General features: G+C 66.0%; 18 protein-coding genes. 9 read left to right on the top strand and 9 right to left on the bottom strand.

Features of this window, described 5'->3' with window-relative positions:
• Positions 1-70: 70 nt before the first annotated feature.
• Positions 71-1,285, top strand: a complete 1,215-nt coding sequence (gene cobG, locus ACIBI6_RS07140; protein ID WP_396955550.1) for a precorrin-3B synthase — start codon at positions 71-73, stop codon at positions 1,283-1,285.
• A 134-nt stretch (positions 1,286-1,419) separates the two neighbouring features.
• Positions 1,420-1,932, top strand: coding sequence for a hypothetical protein (locus ACIBI6_RS07135; protein WP_396955611.1), 513 nt, complete (start codon positions 1,420-1,422; stop codon positions 1,930-1,932).
• Between the two features lie 16 nt (positions 1,933-1,948).
• On the opposite strand, the gene ddaH is transcribed toward ACIBI6_RS07135, so the two are convergent.
• Positions 1,949-2,824, bottom strand: coding sequence for a dimethylargininase (gene ddaH / locus ACIBI6_RS07130; RefSeq protein WP_396955610.1), 876 nt, complete (start codon positions 2,822-2,824; stop codon positions 1,949-1,951).
• A gap of 171 nt (positions 2,825-2,995) precedes the next feature.
• Between ddaH and ACIBI6_RS07125 the strand changes: the two genes are divergently transcribed.
• The 4 genes from ACIBI6_RS07125 (at position 2,996) to ACIBI6_RS07110 (ending at position 6,469) form a co-directional block, all read left to right on the top strand.
• Positions 2,996-3,433, top strand: a complete 438-nt coding sequence (locus tag ACIBI6_RS07125; RefSeq protein WP_040691444.1) for an Lrp/AsnC family transcriptional regulator — start codon at positions 2,996-2,998, stop codon at positions 3,431-3,433.
• Positions 3,434-3,537: 104 nt separating this feature from the next.
• Entirely contained in the window at positions 3,538-4,164 is a 627-nt protein-coding gene (locus tag ACIBI6_RS07120) for a precorrin-8X methylmutase (RefSeq protein WP_396955549.1), read from the top strand.
• Positions 4,161-5,807 carry a precorrin-3B C(17)-methyltransferase gene (cobJ, locus tag ACIBI6_RS07115; protein ID WP_396955548.1) on the top strand — a complete coding sequence of 549 codons (1,647 nt, stop codon included), beginning with the start codon at positions 4,161-4,163 and terminating at the stop codon, positions 5,805-5,807. Before ACIBI6_RS07120 ends, cobJ begins: the two co-directional genes overlap by 4 nt.
• 107 nt (positions 5,808-5,914) lie before the next feature.
• Positions 5,915-6,469: a dihydrofolate reductase family protein gene (locus tag ACIBI6_RS07110; protein WP_364347435.1), complete on the top strand. Its 555-nt coding sequence runs from the start codon at positions 5,915-5,917 to the stop codon at positions 6,467-6,469.
• Positions 6,470-6,512: 43 nt separating this feature from the next.
• Here ACIBI6_RS07110 and ACIBI6_RS07105 read toward each other — a convergent pair whose 3' ends face one another.
• Together ACIBI6_RS07105 and ACIBI6_RS07100 are read right to left on the bottom strand one after the other, a co-directional pair.
• Positions 6,513-7,739, bottom strand: a complete 1,227-nt coding sequence (locus ACIBI6_RS07105; protein WP_364347438.1) for an MFS transporter — start codon at positions 7,737-7,739, stop codon at positions 6,513-6,515.
• Positions 7,739-8,380: a GntR family transcriptional regulator gene (locus ACIBI6_RS07100; RefSeq protein ID WP_396955547.1), complete on the bottom strand. Its 642-nt coding sequence runs from the start codon at positions 8,378-8,380 to the stop codon at positions 7,739-7,741. Before ACIBI6_RS07100 ends, ACIBI6_RS07105 begins: the two co-directional genes overlap by 1 nt.
• Before the next feature lie 102 nt (positions 8,381-8,482).
• Here ACIBI6_RS07100 and ACIBI6_RS07095 point away from each other — a divergent pair, with 102 nt between their 5' ends.
• Positions 8,483-9,013 carry a PadR family transcriptional regulator gene (locus ACIBI6_RS07095; RefSeq protein WP_364347444.1) on the top strand — a complete coding sequence of 177 codons (531 nt, stop codon included), beginning with the start codon at positions 8,483-8,485 and terminating at the stop codon, positions 9,011-9,013.
• A 1-nt stretch (position 9,014) separates the two neighbouring features.
• On the opposite strand, the gene ACIBI6_RS07090 is transcribed toward ACIBI6_RS07095, so the two are convergent.
• From ACIBI6_RS07090 to ACIBI6_RS07070, 5 genes are all read right to left on the bottom strand, one after another.
• A complete protein-coding gene (locus ACIBI6_RS07090; protein ID WP_396955609.1) occupies positions 9,015-9,758 on the bottom strand; it encodes a cobalt-precorrin-6A reductase in 744 nt (247 codons plus the stop codon).
• The gene (locus ACIBI6_RS07085) at positions 9,755-10,336 is read right to left on the bottom strand and encodes a hypothetical protein (RefSeq protein WP_396955546.1); all 582 of its coding nucleotides are present in this window, start codon (positions 10,334-10,336) and stop codon (positions 9,755-9,757) included. Before ACIBI6_RS07085 ends, ACIBI6_RS07090 begins: the two co-directional genes overlap by 4 nt.
• 98 nt (positions 10,337-10,434) lie before the next feature.
• Positions 10,435-11,676, bottom strand: a complete 1,242-nt coding sequence (gene cbiE, locus ACIBI6_RS07080) for a precorrin-6y C5,15-methyltransferase (decarboxylating) subunit CbiE (protein WP_396955545.1) — start codon at positions 11,674-11,676, stop codon at positions 10,435-10,437.
• Entirely contained in the window at positions 11,673-12,428 is a 756-nt protein-coding gene (locus ACIBI6_RS07075) for an SDR family NAD(P)-dependent oxidoreductase (protein ID WP_396955544.1), read from the bottom strand. Before ACIBI6_RS07075 ends, cbiE begins: the two co-directional genes overlap by 4 nt.
• Positions 12,429-12,471: 43 nt before the next feature.
• Entirely contained in the window at positions 12,472-12,996 is a 525-nt protein-coding gene (locus ACIBI6_RS07070) for a hypothetical protein (protein ID WP_364347456.1), read from the bottom strand.
• Between the two features lie 138 nt (positions 12,997-13,134).
• On the opposite strand from ACIBI6_RS07070, the gene ACIBI6_RS07065 reads away from it, so the two are divergent.
• Positions 13,135-13,545 carry a PPOX class F420-dependent oxidoreductase gene (locus ACIBI6_RS07065; RefSeq protein WP_364347459.1) on the top strand — a complete coding sequence of 137 codons (411 nt, stop codon included), beginning with the start codon at positions 13,135-13,137 and terminating at the stop codon, positions 13,543-13,545.
• A gap of 156 nt (positions 13,546-13,701) precedes the next feature.
• Here the strand turns inward: ACIBI6_RS07065 and ACIBI6_RS07060 are convergent, their stop codons facing one another.
• A complete protein-coding gene (locus ACIBI6_RS07060; RefSeq protein ID WP_364347462.1) occupies positions 13,702-14,829 on the bottom strand; it encodes a Xaa-Pro peptidase family protein in 1,128 nt (375 codons plus the stop codon).
• An 89-nt stretch (positions 14,830-14,918) separates the two neighbouring features.
• On the opposite strand from ACIBI6_RS07060, the gene ACIBI6_RS07055 reads away from it, so the two are divergent.
• Positions 14,919-15,890 carry a 5'-3' exonuclease gene (locus ACIBI6_RS07055; RefSeq protein WP_364347465.1) on the top strand — a complete coding sequence of 324 codons (972 nt, stop codon included), beginning with the start codon at positions 14,919-14,921 and terminating at the stop codon, positions 15,888-15,890.
• Positions 15,891-15,915: the final 25 nt, after the last annotated feature.

Here is a 15,915-nt window from a genome sequence, read left to right as displayed (position 1 = left end):
TGGTCAGTCGCTATCGAGCGTCGTAGTCGTCGCTGATTGCGTGGCCGCGGGGTCGTAGGCTGGACGGGTCATGAAGCGTGCGAATCCTGATTCCTGCCCTGGTGTGCTGCGGCTGCATCAGGCGGCCGACGGGCCGTTGGCTCGGATTCGGCTGCCCGGTGGGCGGCTGGAGCCGGGGCAGTTGCAGGTTTTGGCCGAGGCAGCCGTCGAGCTCGGCGATGGGAATATCGAGCTGACCTCACGGGGCAATGTGCAGGTGCGGCAGGTGCGTGATGCGGCCGTGCTGAGTGAGCGGTTGGCGAGTGCCGGGCTGTTGCCGAGCGATACGCATGAGCGGGTGCGCAATATTGTCGCGTCACCACTGTCGGGGCGGATCGGGGGCTGGGCGGATGTACATGCGCTCGTTCCGGCGCTCGACACGGGTTTGCGCGCCGCACTGCGGTTGGCCGAACTGCCCGGCCGCGTACTGTTCACCCTCGACGACGGTCGCGGCGACATCAGCGGCCTCGGTGGCGACATCGGCGTACATGCCACCGCCGCCGACGAATTCGCGCTCGTGCTGGCCGGTAGTGATTCCGGAATCCGAGTATCCACGGCCGACGCGGTCCAGGTAATGCTGGCCGCAGCGCACGCCTTCCTCGAGCTCGGCTCGGGTCAATGGCGGCTGCACGAAGTCGACGACGGTGTGCGGCGGATGATCGAAATCCTCGGCCTGCCCCCCGGACCCGACCGCCTGGAATTCGGGGTCTCCCATGACATTCCGATCGGCTGGCTCGACCAGGACAATGGTCTGGTCAGCCTCGGCGCGGCCGTTCGCCTCGGCTCTCTGCCCGCCCGCATCGCCGAATTCATTGCCGCCGTCGAACGCCCCATCTTCATCACCCCCTGGCGCGGCCTGGTGATCACCGATCTGGCGGAATGGCCCGCCGAACAGGTCGTTCGCGTACTGGCCCCCATGGGCCTGATCTTCGACGCCAATTCCCCCTGGCTCCAGGTCAGCGCCTGCGCAGGCCAACCCGGCTGCGCAAAAGCGCTCACCGACGTCCGCGCGGACGCCACCGCCGCCGTCGAATCCGGTCGCGTACTGCTCCCCACAAACCAGCCCGGCGCAGAGAGCAATTCCAGCGACGTGGCAGATCTCGGCGCGACCATCGAAGTCCACAGCGCCGACGACGTCACGGTCGCAGGCCGCCAACACTGGTCCGGCTGCGACCGCCGCTGCGGCCGCCCCCGCGGCCCGGTCACCGATATCGTCGCTACCGAAAACGGTTACCGCATCGGCTGACATTCGCCCAGCAAACAACCAACCAGGCACCACATAATCTGGTTCTTCGGCACGGCCCGTGGCACGGTGAGGTCAGCTGATGGCCTGTGGTAAGGAGGGTTCCGGTGGCGCTGGGTGATGCGGAGATCGACGCTATGTCGGCGCAGGAGCGGCGGGAGTTGATTCGACGGTTGCAGTTGCCGCCGGAGCGGGTATTGCCTCGGCCGGAGATTGTGCGGCTTCATCGACGGGTGCGGTTGACGCTGATGGTGGGTGGGTCCATAGCGTTGATTCCGTGGATCGGGTATCTCGCGGTGTCGCTGCCGCCCGATTATCAGGCCCGCAATTGGACCCTGACCTGGGTCGGGTTCGACATCCTGCTGGTCATCATGATGGCGACGACCGCCTACCTGGGCTGGCAGCGCAAGCAACTGCTCATACTGCCCGCATTCGGCACCGGTCTGTTGCTTCTCGTGGATGCCTGGTTCGACATCACGACCGCCAACCCTCGCGACGTCTGGTTCTCCGTCGCAATCGCCTGCTTCGGCGAAATCCCCCTCGCCGTGCTACAGATCAGCGGCGCACTGCTGTTGTTCAAATTCGTCGCCGAAGTCCATCCGTTGGCCGAACCGGGCGTCAGCGGTTGGCGCACCAAACTCCCGTTCTGACAGCGATGCTCGCGCGTTACGAAGCAACTGCGGTCGGCGCACTCCGCGGGTCCTCGTGTATCTCCAACGTGCAGCACTTCACTCCACCACCGGCCTTCAACAACTCCGACAGATCGACGCCAACCGGGTTGTACCCCTGCACACGCAACTCCGAAGCCAGGTTGTCGGCACGACTGCTGATGAAGACATTCAGCCCGTCGGAGACACCGTTGAGCCCCAGAACCACGGCGTCGGCATCGGTTGCGAGGATGGCGTCCGGGTAGAGCTCGGCCAGTATCGCCTGACTGGCAGCAGTGAAGGCGGGCGCGAAGTACGCGACATTCGTGTCATCGAGGACCATCAGCGCTGTATCCAGATGATAGAAGCGCGGATCGATCAGTTCGAGCGAAACCACCGGCAGATCGAAGTACCGCTCGACCTCACGGTGCGCGGCAATCGAACTCCGGAATCCGGTCGCGGCCAGCATGCGCTCACCGACCAGCAGGAAGTCACCTTCGCCCTCATTGATTTCCTGCGCCCCGACCAACTCCACTAGCCCCTGCTGCGCGAACCAGCGGTGATACGCCGGACCTTCCGCAGCCCGCTCGGCATGCGTAAACCGCGCCGACATCGCCCGATCACCCACGATCAGCCCGCTATTCGCGGCGAAAACCATATCGGGCAGACCGGGCTCGCCTGGCACCACGTCGATGCGATGGCCGTAGTGCTCGAACGTCGCGCGCAATGTCTCCCACTGCGACAGCGCCAGCACGCGGTCGACGGGTTCCTGCGGATTCATCCACGGATTGATCGAGTAGCAGACATCGAAATGATCCGGGCGGCACATCACGAACTGACGTGGCTGTCCCTGTCGAGCGACCTGCGAGCAGTCGCTAGCGGAGGGCCGCCGCACGGGCTCGAAACGGAGGGTGGCTACAGAGGTCAACGTGTCTCCCGGAGGTAGGCGCGGGTTATTCCGCTGACACGAAGGTAATTCGCCTAGTATTGCGCCAGAAACAATGATTCATTGCGCATGATCGGTGGAATTCGGCGAATCATTGCGTCGATCGGAAGTGGGTGTGGCGTGGATGACATCGACCGGCAGATTTTGGCGCACCTGCTCAAATCGGCGCGCGCCTCGTTCCAGGAGATCGGCGCGAAGGTCGGATTGTCCGCGCCCGCAGTGAAGCGCCGCGTCGACAAGATGGTCGCCAGCCGCCAGATCACCGGCTTCACCGCGCTGGTCAACCCCGCCGCCCTCGGTTGGACCACCGAGGCCTACGTCGAGGTCTACTACCGCGACAACATCACCCCCGCCGAACTCCGCCGCAGCCTCGAACCGATCCCTCAGGTAGTCGGCGTCTGGACCATCGCGGGCGAAGCCGACGCCCTGGTCCACGTCATGGCAACGGACATGGCCGAAATCGAATCCACCGTAGAACGCATCCGCGAAAACACCCGAGTCGGCCGCACCCGCAGCTCCATAGTCATGTCCCGAATCCTCGAACGCCCGCGCACCTGATCCGCCGGGAATGCATTCATGCAGGGACTCTCGACGTTTGCCGTCACCGTCGCATTCTCGACCCGCGCCGAGTCGAGGGAAGGAGTGCTCATATGGTGGGGGGCATGTCCGATGTTTACGTCACTGATGGGGCCGAGATTTATCGGCGGTCGTTTGCGATGATTCGGGCGGAGACGGATCTGAGTGGGTTTCCGCAGGATGTGGCGCAGGTTGTGGTGCGGATGATCCATGGGTGCGGGCAGGTGGATCTGGCGGGGGACGTGGCGTTTTCGCCCGGCGTGGTGGCGGCTGCGCGGGGGGCGCTGCGGGCGGGGGCTCCTATTCTTTGTGATGCGCAGATGGTCGCGTCCGGTGTGACGCGCAAGCGGTTGCCTGCCGACAATGACGTGATCTGCACTCTCGCCGACCCACGGGTACCGGAACTGGCTGCGGCAATGGGCAATACGCGGTCGGCCGCGGCGCTGGAGTTGTGGCGCGATCGCCTCGAGGGCGCGGTGGTCGCCATCGGGAACGCACCGACCGCGCTGTTCCATCTGCTCGACATGATCGATGCGGGTGCGCCGCGACCAGCCGCCATCCTCGGCATTCCGGTCGGCTTCGTCGGTGCTGCCGAATCCAAGGACGCGCTGATCGAATTCGGCGGGGTCGAATATCTGACGGTGCGTGGGCGGCGCGGTGGCAGCGCCATTACCGCGTCGGCACTGAACGCGATTGCGAGCGAACAGGAATGAGCAACGGCAAGTTGTGGGGCGTCGGACTCGGCCCCGGTGACCCGGAGCTGGTGACGGTGAAGGCGGCGCGGGTAATCGCCGAAGCCGATGTCATCGCCTTCCACAGCGCACGCCACGGCCGCAGCATCTCGCGTGGCATCGCCGCGCCGTACATGCGCGCGGACCAACTCGAAGAACACCTGATCTATCCCGTGACCACCGAGACGACCGACCACCCCGGCGGCTATCAGGGCGCCATCGACGAGTTCTATGAACGGGCCGCCGAACGCCTCGCCACCCACCTGGCGGCGGGCCGGTCCGTCGCGCTGCTCGCCGCGGGTGATCCGCTGTTCTACAGCTCATACATGCATATGCACCGTCGCTTGGCCGACCGGTTCGAAGCCGAGATCATCCCCGGCATCACCTCGGTGAGCGCGGCCTCGGCCGCCCTCGGCACCCCCCTCGTCGAGGGCGAGCAGGTGTTGACCGTCCTGCCGGGCACCATGCCCACCGAAGAACTCACCCGACGCCTCCGCGATACCGACGCCGCCGCCATCATGAAGCTCGGCCGCACCTATCCCGGTGTGCGCCAAGCTCTCTCGGATTCCGGCCGCCTCGCCGACGCCTACTACATCGAACGCGCGAGCAGTACCCGTCAACGCGTACTCGCCGCCGACGATGTCGACGATGCGGATGTACCGTATTTCGCGATCACCCTCGTTCCCGGCCCACGGCCGACAACCCCACTGCCCCTTGCGCATTCGGTGCGCGGGCAGTCGCAAACCATCGGCGCGGCCACCGACCTTCTCGGCACCGCGGCAGTCTCGCCCGAAGCTGTGGACAGCGAATCCCGCACTGCCCGGACCGTTCCTTCCGACAGCTCTCGGGTCGAGGAAACCTCGAGCCATTTCAGTGGTTCTACCGGTGAAGTCGTCGTGGTCGGGCTCGGCCCGGGCTCACCCGACTGGACCACGCCCGAAGTCGAACGCGCACTCGCGGACGCCACCGATCTGGTCGGCTACACGACCTACATCAATCGGGTGCCGTCGCGTCCCGGGCAGCGCAGGCATGCCAGCGACAACCGGGTCGAATCCGAACGTGCCGCCATGGCATTGGACCTGGCAAAGCACGGGGCCAAGGTCGTCGTCGTCTCCTCGGGTGATCCCGGGGTTTTCGCCATGGCGGCCGCGGTACTCGAGGAATCCGCCGATCCGCAGTGGCAAGGGGTGCCGGTGCGGGTACTGCCCGGACTCACCGCGGCCAATGCCGTGGCCAGTCGAGTCGGCGCGCCGCTCGGCCACGATTACGCGATGATTTCGCTCTCGGATCGACTCAAGCCGTGGGAGGTTGTCGCGCAACGACTTTCCGCGGTCGCCGCGGCCGATATGGCGATCGCGATCTACAATCCGGCCTCCAGTCAGCGCATGTGGCAGGTCGCGGCGATGCGTGACGTGCTGCTCGAACACCGCAAGCCCGACACCCCCGTGGTGCTCGGTCGCGATGTCGGCGGACCCACCGAATCCGTCCGTGTGGTCACCCTCGCCGAGTTGGATCCGGCCGAGGTCGATATGCGCACATTGCTGATCATCGGCGCCTCCACCACTGCCGTCGTCGAGTCCGACCAGGGCACCAGGGTCTACACCTCGCGTCGCTACCAACGCTGACTCGATTCCGCAAGAAACCGCGCACATTCCGACACGGGTCCGGCCACGCTGAAGTATGAACAACAGCGGGCCGGACAGGACCGCGACAACCCGGAAAGGCAATCCGAATGCGCAAGCTGAAGCTCCAAGTCCAGACCACCATCGACGGCTACATGTCCGGCCCGAACGGCGAGATGGACTGGATGACCTTCCAGTGGTCCGATGACCTCGCCGCCCGCGTCACCGCCATCACCGCCGAATTCGACACGATCGTCCTCGGCCGCAAACTCGCCGAGGGCTTCATCCCGCATTGGGCCTCCAAGCCCGAACACGAGCCCCAGGCGGCCATCGACAAGATGAACAACACGCCCAAGGTCGTGATCTCCGACAGCCTCACCGAATCGCCCTGGGAGAACACCGTCGTCGCGGGCGGCGACCTCGCCGAGACCATCAACCACCTCAAGGCCCAGGCGGGTGGCGACCTCATCGTCTACGGCGGTGCCACCCTCGTCGCGAATCTGATCGCCGAGGACCTCATCGACGACCTGCATCTGTTCGTCAGTCCGACCGCGATCGGCGCGGGCCTGCCGGTCTTCCGCGGCACCACCCGACTCGACCTGGTCTGCGCCACCGGATTCGAATGCGGCGTGACCGAACTGCACTACCGGCCGAAGAGCGCCTGACTGCAGCCTCGTCGGGGATGTGTATCGGCATCCCCGACGGTTCTCAGGTGCGGTAATTCCGAACGACGAGTGCCAGACATCCTGCCGCACCCACAACGGCGGCCGCGAACATTGTCGGGTATCCCAGGCCGAAAGACTCGTGTAGGAATGCCAGCAGCGCGGGAACGCCGAAGCCGAGGTAGCTCACCGAATAGAACACCGCGGTCAGTCCGGCGAGGTCGTTGGGACGGGCGATGCGTTCGATCTCCTGTAGTCCAGCGACAAGCCCGATTCCATATCCGGCACCGAGCACGACAGCGGTAACGATTGTGAACACAAGGGCCGACGCACCCGAAGCCCATGCGGCCGAGATCATTCCACACACGACCAACACCAGCGCCACAACAGCGGCACGGGCAGTGCCCGGTCGATCGATCCGTCGTGCCAGCGACTGGATCGCGAAACCACAGCCCAACGTGATCACCGTGATCAATGCCGAAAACGCGATGGGCGCACCGTGCACCTTCGGCGCCATCAGAGTCGGCAGCACCGCGTAAGCCGTTGCCGCAGAAGTGAACAACCACAGCGCGACCGGCAGCGCGACATACCGGAACCTGCGGTGCGCGGCCGCCGGAACCTTCAGCTCATTGATCAATCGGCCCGAATTCAGCTGCGGCGATAGAGTTTCCGGTGCGCGAGCCACCCATACGACCGCAATCAGACACAGCATCACATTGATCAGATACGCCAACGTATTCGGCAGCGGCGCCCACTGCGCGAGAACACCGGCCACTCCGGCACCGACGGCGAACCCACCGGTCAGGCTCATCGCCGAACGTCGCGCCCCGGTCCCCGCGGGCAACTTCGGCCCGAACGGCGGCTGCGAAAGTTCCTTCAGCCAACTACTTCCCACTGCCATCGCCAACCCCAACGCCACTCCGCACAGCACCCGCCCGGCCGATAACGACGGCACCGATGCCGATCCGAAGGCCAGCAGCAAAGAACCGGCCGCACCGACCAATGGCGCCGGGCGAAGCAGCATGCGGCGGCCGTAACGGTCCGAGAGCGGTCCGCCGATCAGTAAGGCGGGCACGATGCCGAGCACGTAGCAGAACAGCAGCAGGTCGACCGTGGTGACCGGCACTCCGTTGCCCTTGTACAGCACCAGCAGCGGCGTGAATTCGTTTCCACCCCAGGCGATCGCGAACATCGCGGCCGCGACGCCCCACCAATGCCGCGCACTCTGCCGTAGCCCCGACGGCCGAGTGTCGATGGCGAGGAGCGTTGCCATTAAAGGCCTCTCATTTCCAGCTGGTGCACGCCGGACATGTGGTCGACGAGCGCGGTGGCGAATCCGGCCGCGTCGCCGGTTTCGATCAGATCGACCAGACGCGTGTGCTGTTCGACAATGCGGGCGGTATCGGTCGACCCCCGATGCAGCGCAGCGCTGTTCATGCGACGCTGCCGCTCCCGCAGTGAGTCGTAGAACCCGGTGAGCAACGGATTGCCCGCGGCGACGACATAGCTGCGGTGAAAGTCGGTGTCCGCCACCGCGAATCGATCGAAGTCGGCGGCGACGGCCAGCTCGCGCTGCCGGTCCAGCCCGGCGTGCAGTTCGGCGATCAGCGCGGACCGCTCCTCCGCAACCACCGCCCGGACCGCTCCGGTCTCTACGACATAGCGAGCGTGCACGACGTGTTCGGCCTCGGCCGGTGGAATCGGCACCACCAGCGCGCCCCGCTTGGGATACAAGCGCATCCACCCCTCGACCTCGAGTCGTAGGAATGCCTCCCGCACCGGAGTCCGCGACATGCCGAGGTCGGTGGCGATCTCGCCTTCGCTGATCAGCTCCCCACCGGGCAACGCGCCGGTCAGGATGCGTTCCTTGACCTCGCGATAGGCGAGTTCCGCGGATGAATACGTCTTAGACACAAGTTGAATCTTAGCGACACGTCACCAGGTCCCCGACCAGGCCATGGGTGAGCGTCGTATAACATTCCACTATGGAACGTTGAGAGCGAAGGGAGCAGTCCGTTGGCGAACACTTCGACACAACGCAAAACGCTGAATTCCACGGCGGCCTCGCTGCTCGGATTTCTGCACGACGGTCCGATGTCGGGCTGGGATCTGGTGACTCAGGCCCAGGACCGGATCGGCGACTTCTGGACCGTTACCCAAAGCCAGGTCTACCGGGAACTGGCCGCCATGGACGCGGCCGGACTCGTCGCAAAGGGTGAGGCCGGTGCGCGCGACCGCACGCCGTATCAGATCACCGACGCCGGTCACGAAGCGTTCCTGGAATGGATCGCCCGCGATCCGGGCGCCGAGACCATTCGGGTGCCGCTGCTACTGACCTTGTCCTTCGGGGAGCACGTCGATCCCGCGCATCTCGATCGAATCATCGGCGCCAACAAGGAGATTCACCAGCAGCGCCTCGACCGCTACCTCACCGAAGAGCACACGGACATGCCCCCCTATCAACGGGCCACTCTGGAATTCGGCATCGGCTACGAGCGCACCGTACTCGCCTGGTTCGACCGCCTACCGGAACTGCTCGGCCGTTGAATCAGCGGGATGCGATAGCCCGCAACCACGTCCACGCCGCGTCGACGGTTTCCACGACTACCGCGCCCGGCGGCAGCTCGGGGCGGTCGACGACGACCACGGGAAGGCCCGCCGAGCGCGCGGCGTCGAGTTTGGCGGCGGTCTGATCGCCGCCACTGTCCTTGGTGACCAGCACGTCGATCCCGTGTCGCGCCATCAGACGCTGCTCATCCGCAGGTGAGAATGGCCCTCGCGCGAGGAGCAATTCGTGGTGCGGCGGCAGCGCGCCGGTGGGCGGATCGATGGCACGGATCAGAAACCACTGCCGCGTCAGGCCCGCGAAGGCCGCGACACCTTGGCGGCCGATCGTCAGGAAGACGCGCTCCCCCAGCTGCGCCACCTCCTGCACTGCCGCATCGAGATCGGGCACCCGAATCCACCGATCACCGGGCTGTTCGGACCATCCTGTCCGGCGCACATGCAGTATCGGTAGTCCGAGATCCGCTGCGGCACCAGCCGCATTCGCACTGATCGTGCCCGCAAACGGATGTGTGGCATCGATGACGCCCGCGATCTCGTTATCCACCAACCACTTCCGCAGACCCTCGCCGCCACCGAAGCCGCCGATCCGAACCGGACCCTCCGGCAGCAGTGGGTCGCGAACACGACCGGCGAGCGAGGAGATGATATCGAATCCTCGCTCGCCGGAAGCGATATGGGCGATTTCCCTGGCTTCCCGGGTGCCGCCCAGAATCAGAGTTTTCAGGGCTGCCCGCTGAAGTAGGCGATGCCCGCATTGATCAGATTCGGACCACCCGCGATGAGCAGGCCGATCAGCGCACCCACCGGCAGACCGATGCCGAAGAAGAAGAATCCGATGATGGCGCCGATCAGCGCACCGAGCGAGGCGCGCTGCAGTTCGCTGAAGAACCACTCCTGTGAGGAGATGGCCTCTGCGCTGATCGCGGCGGCCGACTCGACCTGCGGGGTCAGCGTCAGCTTCTGACCCGCGGGGTCGATGGTTGCCGCGATCGGGATCAGCTGGTTGCCGACCTGCGCGCGCAGCGGAATCGAGGTGATGACCGCGCCTTCGGTGTTCTTCACCGTGACGTACTTCTGGTCGGCATCAAGGCTGAACGCACCGCCGGTGACGGCCGCTAGAATCGACTTGTCGACCAGCTGCACCGCGTAGTTCACGCCATGATCCTCACCCTGCACGGCCGGCACGGCCTGGCTCTGCACGGCCGGCGCGGGTGCCACCGGAACGGCGCCGGATGTACCCGCCGCAATACCGGTGGCCGCAACGGCCATCATCGCGGTGGCGGCAAACTTCTTGTACTTCATAAATCTCCCCAATAGGACAGGAATCCGGCGATAACGTCCGGATCTCGGGCACCGACCCTACCGCTGGAGCGAGTCCGATTCACCCGCAAAGCGAGGTTTCAGACAGAGCCGCCTTTCACAACTGCCCACTGGGTGACGGGCAATTGCGGCCGCCAGGTGGTGAACTTGCCGAGGGCTTCGGCCCGGTAAATCTGAAACTTCCGCAGTTCACCGCCGTGCGCGACGACCCAATTCAGTAGCATTGCTTCGGATTCCGCCGTCACGGCATTCGCCACCAAACGGCCACCCTGGCGTAGATGCGACCAACATGTCTCGATTACGCCATCTTGAGTGAGCCCGCCACCGATAAATATTGCGTCGGGAGGCGCAGATTCGGTAGATTTTCCGATATCGGTGAGTATCTCTCCACGCACACCGATATATGGAACACCAAGGGCGGCGGCGTTGTCGGCGATCTGCCGCCGCCGGTGTTCGAGCCGCTCGAAGCTCACCGCCCGACAACTCGGATGCGTGCGGCACCATTCGATCGCGATACTGCCCGACCCCCCGCCGACATCCCACAGCAACTCCCCGGGCGCGGGTGCAAGCGCGGCCAGTGTCAACGCCCTGACCTCGGATTTGGTGAGTTGACCGGCACCACCGAAAAGCTCGTCCGCCAGTCCGGGCACGCGCGTCGCGCGCAGGTGTTTCGGATCGGCGACGCAGTCGATCGCGACGATATTGAGCGGATCACCGACGGCAAGCTCCCACCCTGCCGCGCGATCGCGCACCACCCGTTCGCGCGGGCCGCCCAACTGCTCGAGCACGGTCAACGTCGATTCCCCGAACCCACTGTCCCGCAACAGCTCCGCGAGCTGTCGCGGTGTGCGCTCGTCCGCGCTCAGCACCAGCACCCGCCGCCGGTCCGCCAACTCGGGCAACACCGTCTCCACCGGCCGCGCCACCGCACTCACCACCGGAGTATCCGCCAACGCCCACCCCAGCCGCGCACATGCCAGCGATGCCGATGACGCCTGCGGAAATACCCGCAGGTGGTCCGCCCCGAACAGCCGCACCAATGTCACCCCGATGCCATAGAACATCGGATCCCCGCTGGCCAGCACGCATATCTGCCGACCGGTCCGGTCTGCGAACAAACCGGGCAGTGCGGGGACCAAAGGGGAAGGCCACTCCCGCCGCGCCACCGTAACGTCCTGCGGAATCAACTCGAGTTGCCGAGCCGAACCGAATACCACCCCGGCGTCGGAGACCGCTTCGCGCGCGGCCTCGCCGAGCCCGCTCCACCCGTCGGCGCCGATACCGACTACGGCGATCGGCGGCCCATTCCACACTGCCGTCACCGCGGCATCCGACGCCAGATGGGTTGGGGCAGTAAGTGGATCGCGAAGATGACCGGACGCAGGATGCCGGGAACCCAGACCCGACCGACACGGCGCCGCAGACCACGCACGACCGCATCCGCCACCTGATCGGGGGTGCTCGACATCGGGGCCGGGTCCATGCCGTCGGTCATCCGGCCGATCACGAACCCGCAACGCAGCAGCAGCAGATGAACACCGCTGCCGTGCAACGCATCCGCGAGACCGCTGGCGAATCCGTCGAGCCCCGCCTTCGCCGAACCGTAGACGTAATTGGCCCGACGCACGCGCGCGCCCGCGAACGAGCTGAAGACGACGAGCTGCCCGCTGCCCTGTGCGCGAAGCAGATTCGCGAGAACGGTGAGCACGCTGATCTGCGCGACGTAATCGGTGTGCACCACCGCGATCGCATGCGCCGGATCGCGTTCGGCCCGCGCCTGATCCCCGAGCACCCCGAACGCGACCACGGCGACCCCGATCCCCCCGTATTCGGCCGCGATCTTCTCCAGCAGAGCGGGATGACCGGCCGTATCGTCCGCATCGAATTCGACGGTATGCACTGCCGTCGCCCCTGCCGCTGACACCGCGGCACTCTCCTGCGCCAACTCCCCGCTGCGTCGCGCCGCGAGTATCACCACTCGCCCCGGCGCCAGCCGCAGCGCCACCTCGAGCCCGATCTCACTGCGGCCCCCGAGTACCAGCACCGGCCCCTCGGCAATTCCACGCGATCCCATGCCGCCAGTCTCGCACCCCACCCCGATATGCCGATCCGGCAGGTCAGACGATCTCGAGCTGGTAGGACGCCTCGACCCAGAAGCCGCCCGGCTCGTATTCACCGCCGAAGGTCAGGATGTAGTCGCCGCGGAGCAGGTCGTCCAGCCGGCACCAGAGTCCCCAGGCCGTCGCCTTGAAACTGCCGGTTACCTGGAACGGGCCACCGGCTGCCGCGTTGACGCGGAATGCCGTGCGGTTGGTCACTTCCCGCAGCGGCAATTCGACACCGTTGAGCTCAGCGTGACCGCTCGCCGTCGGGGCCACCGGCGGGCGGCTGCCGAATTGGAAAAACGACCTTTCGACCTTCTGGAACATGTTGAAGGCGGGAAAGAAGATCGGGCGACCATAGGGCACGGAGCAGCTTCGGCTGACCTTGCCGCCGAACGTTCCGGCGAGGAACCAGACATCGTCGGGCTGACCTTCGGCCGCGCAGGCTCCGGTCTCGTCGCAAACCGGATTCTTGGCGATCGGAATCGACATGGCCCACTGCCACCATCGGGCGGCCAACTGGATATCCGCGCTCTGCATCCCTGAACCCCTCGATTGTCGAACTCGGGGTCAGAATATCCGAGCACGCACGGAACACCGAACTGACCAGTTGGTACCGCAAATGCCGACTCGGTATGTGCCGATGCCGGGCGGCCCGCATACCGCTACGGTCAGGGGATGCCGACCAGCACAGCACAGCTGTCCACTGCCGCACTCGAATTCGTCGCCGAGCGCCACCTCGCGACGCTGACCACCCTGCGCGCCGATGGCACGCCCCATGTGGTCGCGGTGGGTTTCACCTGGGATCCGGAAGCCGGGATCGCGCGAGTGATCACCAACGACGGCTCGGTGAAGGTACGCAACGTGCGGCGCTCCGGCTACGCGGCGGTAAGCCAGGTGGACGGTATCCGTTGGATCACCCTGGAAGGCCCGGCCACAGTGCTCGACGATCCGGCCAACGTCGCAGAAGCTGTCGACCGTTATGCGGGCCGCTACCGAGTCCCCCGCGAGAACCCGACCCGCGTCGTCATCGCCATCCAGGTCCAGCGCGTACTCTCCAGCAGCACCCTCGCCCCCACCCCAGCCTGAGCGCGCGGCCGTCGCCGACTAGCCGGAGCCGTTGTGCCCCGGTGTATTTCGCCGTTCCCTCGGCTCACGCGCCCTGGCCGACTGCCACCGCCACCAAGCCGAGGCGTGGTAGACCGACGCCTCGTGACAATCAGTCCCAGTCAACTCTGAGGCGCCTCAGAGAACCGTCAACTCATGGGGCCGCTGGTTCATCGACTCGCAGCCGTCCTCGGTGACCACGACGATGTCCTCGATGCGTGCGCCCCAATCGCCGCGGAAGTAGATCCCCGGCTCGATGCTGAAAGCCATGCCGGGTTCCAGGACCAGACTGTTGCCTTCGACGATGTAGGGCTCCTCATGGACCGACAGGCCGATGCCGTGGCCGGTGCGGTGGACAAAGGCGGGGCCTAACCCGGCTTCGGTCAACAGGTTTCGGGCTGCGGCGTCGACGGATTCGGCGGTGACACCGGGACGGACGGCGGCGACCGCGGCGGCTTGGGCGCGCTCCAGTTCCCCGAATTGCGTGGCAACGGTCGGCGTGGGTTCTCCTAGGACGTAGGTCCGAGTCGAGTCCGAGTAGTAGCCGGGGTCGACCGGCCCGCCGATATCGATTACCACCACATCTCCGGCCGCGATGCGACGGTCGGAGACGCCGTGGTGCGGGTCGGCACCGTGTGGCCCGCTACCGACGATGACGAAAGCGGCCTCGGTATGCCCCTCCTCGACGATCGCCGCCGCGATATCCGCGCCGACCTCGGCCTCGGTGCGCCCGACCTGCAGGAACTCTCCCATCCGCGCATGCACCCGGTCGATGGCCGCACCCGCGCGGCGCAGTGCCTCGATTTCGGCCTGGTCCTTGATCATTCGTAGTTCCCGCAGCACCGGCGTGGCCGAGGCGGGCAGTCCACTGACGGATTCGGCCAACGGCAGCAGATGCAGTGCGGGCATGACATCGGTGACCGCGACCCGGGACCCGACGTGCAGCGACGACTTCACGAGCTGATAGGGGTCGACGCCGTCGACCCAGTCCAGCACCTGCAGACCGAGTTCACCCGCCGCCGAACCTTCCAGCGAAGCCAACTCGAGCTTCGGAATCACCACCGACGGGGTGGCGCCATCGGCCGTGATGACTAAACAGGTCAGTCGCTCGAAGGATTCCGCCGCCGAGCCGATGAGGTAGCGCAGATCCGGCCCCGGCGTAATCAATAGTGCATCCAGATGAGCGGCGCGCATCAATTGCACCGCTCGTTCGAGTCGATCACCGTAGACATCCGCCGCGAATCGGGACTCCGTGTGCGAGCTCATACCGCCCGACGTTACCCGCCGCCGACATCGAGCCGAATGCGAATACCGATCACCCGAGGTTGTCATCGCGTACAGGTAGCCTCAGCGGCGTGAACACTGCGACTTCCGGTGGGCCCCTGCTCTTGCTCGATGGCGCGAGCCTGTGGTTCCGCGCGTTCCACGCGATTCCGGAGAAGATCACCGCACCCGACGGCCGATCGGTGAACGCGCTGCGCGGCTTCACCGATATGGTCGCCTCGCTCATCACCAAACACAAGCCGAGCCGACTGGTCGTCTGCCTGGACCTGGAATGGCGTCCCACATTCCGGGTGGCGCTGGTGCCGACCTACAAGACCCACCGACTCGACACCGCCGCCGATGCGGCACCCGGCGCCGAGGACGTGCCGGACACCCTGACCCCGCAGGTAGAGATGATCCTCGAGGTGCTCGCCGCGGCGGGCATCGCCACCGGCGGCGCGGTCGGACTCGAGGCCGACGACGTGCTGGGTACCCTGGCCACCGCCGAGCGCACCGATCCGGTGGTGGTCGTCAGCGGCGACCGTGACCTGCTCCAACTGGTCCGCGACGCTCCGGCGCCGCCGGTGCGCGTGCTCTACGCCGGTCGCGGCCTGGCCAAGGCCGAATTGTTCGGCCCAGCCGAGGTATCCGCGAAATACGGTGTGCCGCTGGAGAATGCCGGTCCGGCCTATGCGGATATGGCGACCCTGCGCGGTGACTCCTCCGATGGCCTGCCCGGCGTCGCCGGTATCGGTGAGAAGTCTGCCGCGATGCTCATCTCCCGCTTCGGCTCGCTCGACGCGCTCACCGCGGCCGTTGACGACCCCGCCGCCGACCTGGCCCAGGGCATTCGCGCCAAACTCCGCGCCGCCGAGACCTACCTCGAAGCCGCCGCCCCGGTCACCCGCGTGGTCTGCGACGCCGATGTGGAATTGTCCCGCCCCGATACTCTCCCCACGACCCCCGTCGACCCGGACCGGCTCCGTGAACTGGCCACCGCCTATAACGCGGAGAGCCCGATAACCCGCCTGGTCACAGCGCTGACCGCTGCGCATTCGGCGTAGCCGCCTGGCCACGCACAAGATCGGG

The organism is Nocardia sp. NPDC050412 (assembly GCF_044458825.1).
Taxonomy (GTDB): domain Bacteria; phylum Actinomycetota; class Actinomycetes; order Mycobacteriales; family Mycobacteriaceae; genus Nocardia.
The sequence above is the reverse complement of the archived record's forward strand: the minus strand, read 5'-3'. Positions and strand labels throughout refer to the sequence as shown.